The organism is Pantoea sp. MHSD4 (assembly GCF_021043305.1).
In the GTDB taxonomy this organism is placed as follows: Bacteria; Pseudomonadota; Gammaproteobacteria; order Enterobacterales; family Enterobacteriaceae; genus Pantoea; species Pantoea eucalypti.
Map to the genome: position 1 here is coordinate 1 of NZ_JAJNDH010000023.1, position 3173 is coordinate 3173.

4 protein-coding genes and 1 pseudogene are annotated in these 3173 nt (G+C 42.9%); all 5 read left to right on the forward strand.

Going from position 1 to position 3173, the window contains the following annotated elements:
* A pseudogene (locus tag LQK91_RS21845) lies at window positions 1-251 on the forward strand (RHS repeat-associated core domain-containing protein); the annotation flags it as partial.
* 287 nt (window positions 252-538) lie between these two features.
* Window positions 539-1132 (forward strand): hypothetical protein, encoded by a 594-nt coding sequence (locus LQK91_RS21850; protein WP_105100189.1) that lies wholly within the window; start codon window positions 539-541, stop codon window positions 1130-1132.
* A 10-nt stretch (window positions 1133-1142) separates the two neighbouring features.
* The gene (locus LQK91_RS21855; protein ID WP_187961130.1) at window positions 1143-1307 is read left to right on the forward strand and encodes a hypothetical protein; all 165 of its coding nucleotides are present in this window, start codon (window positions 1143-1145) and stop codon (window positions 1305-1307) included.
* Window positions 1308-1330: 23 nt separating this feature from the next.
* On the forward strand, window positions 1331-1768 hold the full coding sequence (locus LQK91_RS21860) for a hypothetical protein (RefSeq protein WP_231001688.1): 438 nt from the start codon (window positions 1331-1333) through the stop codon (window positions 1766-1768).
* A gap of 285 nt (window positions 1769-2053) precedes the next feature.
* Window positions 2054-2758 carry a hypothetical protein gene (locus LQK91_RS21865; RefSeq protein ID WP_231001689.1) on the forward strand — a complete coding sequence of 235 codons (705 nt, stop codon included), beginning with the start codon at window positions 2054-2056 and terminating at the stop codon, window positions 2756-2758.
* The last annotated feature ends 415 nt before the right edge of the window (window positions 2759-3173 follow it).

Here is a 3173-nt window from a genome sequence, read left to right on the forward strand (position 1 = left end):
AGGGGCAATACGCTGCGTATAGAGCAGGCAGCCGGAGAGAATGCAGAGCCGGTTTATCAGCCGCTGCGCTATCAGGGTCAGTATTTCGGTGCGGAAACGGGTTTACTCTATAACCGCTTTCGCGATTATGATCCGGATGCGGGCAGGTTTGTGAGCCAGGATCCAATAGGTCTTGCCGGTGGGGTTAACCTTTGAGTTGGGTGGATCCGCTGGGGCTGAGTATATGTTCTTTAGTTAAAGCTAAAAGCAGAAGTGATGCTTTGAAACGGGCTAAGGAACACGCTCAGGTTCCAAGGGTGCCTAGGGGGAGACGCAATATTAGTATTGATGAACTTAACCCTACGAGCCGGGGTAGAACTTGGGCGAAAATGAAATCTGACGGAGAAAAATCACTGGGAAGAGAAAATCGGTATGGCAAAAATAAATGGTTTGAGCATCCAGACGGACATCCTGATGCTGGGCAGTCTGGTGTGCCCAAACATCATGAGTCAGGTCATATACATTCAGTAAATCCTAAGTGTGAAGAGGTAATATTTACATGGTAGCTAACGAAAGATTAATCAAAATTCCCGTTCCTAATTTTAACGAAATTATTGAAATCAAAAAAGACTCAGAAGCTTTTTGTTTATGCTACCAATTTAATGTTGATGACTACGGGTATGGTCCATATGGTTTTGATACGGATAAAGCTAAAGATTTACTCAAGGTTCTATTTTCTGAAATATATTACTATGACAATCAGGTTAGAGGGTTGGTAAAAAAAACGGTACTCGACTCTGAAGGTCTGTACTTTTATAAACGTTGGGAGAAGTTAAAGTCTGACTTGGATAGTTATAAGTTGACGATTAAGAAAAATGAAATTTTAGCTAGGAAAGGTGTTGCTGTAGAGGTCTTGAATGAAAAGCCTGAGTTGTATGACGTTTATGAGAATGGTAAGTTATCATCCCGGGTGCTAAATGATTTAAGCCGCCTGGGATGCGAATTTTTCATTGTCAATAACTACATGCCACAAGGCGGTAAATGCCTTATCTTCACAGATTCATCATGCTTGAATAAGGTAAAGTCACTCGCTAAAGATCTTGAAATAAAATTCGACTCATTTCCTTCTATAGATTCGTTGAGAGCATGGTAATTTATTATGAATGATGATTGCAATGTTGACAGGCGATATTAATGTAAAAATTGCATTAAAACCCCTCCGCGACCTGTTTTTTGGTGAAAGGGATAGTACAGAAAAATCTGGAAGCAATGGTGGTGCAGATGGTGCTATCATCAACGGTTGCGCAACGGTTTTAGTTGGCGGTTAAATAAAGATATGGTTGATTCTAACATGAAATTTATAGCATTTTTATTTTTCTGGATTGTAACGGTTTATTATGTCTGGAACGGAAAGGATTTTTATAATAAAAAAGAATGGGCAGGATTTGGTAAGAAGTTTGTAGGTGTGCTGGTTGGTATTGTAGTACTTGCCTTTGCGCTCAAAGGATTAGTGTTAGCTATTCCCGGGTTTAGTAATGATTTTGCTGGAGATTTAATGGAAGAAATAGGCATTTCTTTTATATTTATTCTTGGCATAAAGTTTATGATTATCATGATTTTCACTTTATTTGTTGGGGTTGTGGGTTTTCAAAAAAAATATAATGCTGATAATTATGCCCGAATTTCACCTACTGCCAGTAAGTTAGTGCCTGGCATGCTCATCTTTGCAAAATGCGTGGTTTCTCTTGGCTCTATAGTGATTTATTACGGCATCTGGCTAGCGAATTAAATTAAGAAGGGAAACAGGCTATGAATTTTGAAACGGACTATACTTTCCCCTTACGCCGGGTTTCTCTAAAGAAGAAATCGAACAACGCTTCTGGAAATGCCTTTATACATCGGCCAGAGAAGAAATGCTCATTACTGGGTTGTGCTTCCTTAAAGCCTCAAACCTGCGGAACTGGAGCCGGTTGCGTTCCCTGGTGTCGGTTTAACCAATATCGGTCGCTACTTAACCACGGATGACTCACCTTATCTGGAAGTTTGGGCCGCGTATGAACGCTGCAAGTGGGAGATGAATGCGTCTGACTGGCTGTTTAAAAAACTCGCCATGATGGGCGAAAAAATTCTGCACCGCCGTCTTGTCGGTAAGGCCTCAGAAAACGGTATTTTTGCAGATGTATTGACCCTAAAAACGCACGCTTCCGGTGACGAAGTGATCTCACGATACACTGTTCAAAAAGATTACAATCGGGAGATCGGCGGTGGGAACTACCTCTTATTAAAAGCGTCCTGTGCAGCACGCGACTATCCTTCGCTTGTTAATGAAATCTATTTTACAGTGGTTAACTGGAATCAGCTGCATCGCAGTAACTTGGCCATGGCGGAGTTGCTGACCTCGGTTAACCTGGATGGGGAAAACGCTTTTAAAATACCTGCTTCCTGGCATGCCAGCGTTATTGCTGAGAACAGGCTTATCGTCGATCACACTATAGATGGTGTGAATTACGGGGTCATTAATTTTTGCTTTTATTCCGGTACCGTATGCCATTCCGCAGAGGATGCTTTTGAAAAGTCGACGCAACGTTTCCGGACCATGAACATTCGGTCACGCTGGTGGCAAACGAGCTGGAACCCATTCCTAATGATATCAATGTTGCGCTGGGATCATTATCGACCTGTACAGGTGAACTCTACAGCGACGAAGAGAAAATGCGCGCCTTTTATCAGAGTTATATATTCAATTGTTCAGGCTTGTGGTGCTACGTTGAATTGGTAGGGCAGCACAGAAATGATAAAAGTTATCACTTCGAAGCGAACAAACGCTGCGTAGAAATTATTCTGGCGACCCTGAATATCAACGTGAAATAATAGTAATCTTGCCAGTTACACATCTTTAGCTGGCATTCCGCCTCGTAGCAATGAGTATTGAGGCATCTATTTTTAACTCGTCATATGATCCGCTGCAATAATAAAAGACGCTTGTCTGACCCTCTGGTATTGCCTGACCTCGGGCAATACCCGGGTTAATTCACCGATTACCATCTGTCCGGGAAATCATCATGTTCTCACGCATTACTGCACAGCTGCCGGCGGACGGCCTGCTGTTCCATACGCTCACGGGCACCGAGACGCTGTCCCGTCCCTTTATGCTCACCGCCGAACTGCTGGCCACCGACGCGCGCATCGACCGT

Excerpts from the sequence above, each read along its gene's own strand:
- LQK91_RS21865 (WP_231001689.1), top strand. The coding sequence starts at position 2,054 with ATGAATGCGTCTGACTGGCTGTTTAAAAAACTCGCCATGATGGGCGAA.
- LQK91_RS21860 (WP_231001688.1), top strand. The coding sequence starts at position 1,331 with ATGAAATTTATAGCATTTTTATTTTTCTGGATTGTAACGGTTTATTAT.
- LQK91_RS21850 (WP_105100189.1), top strand. The coding sequence starts at position 539 with ATGGTAGCTAACGAAAGATTAATCAAAATTCCCGTTCCTAATTTTAAC.
- LQK91_RS21855 (WP_187961130.1), top strand. The coding sequence starts at position 1,143 with ATGATGATTGCAATGTTGACAGGCGATATTAATGTAAAAATTGCATTA.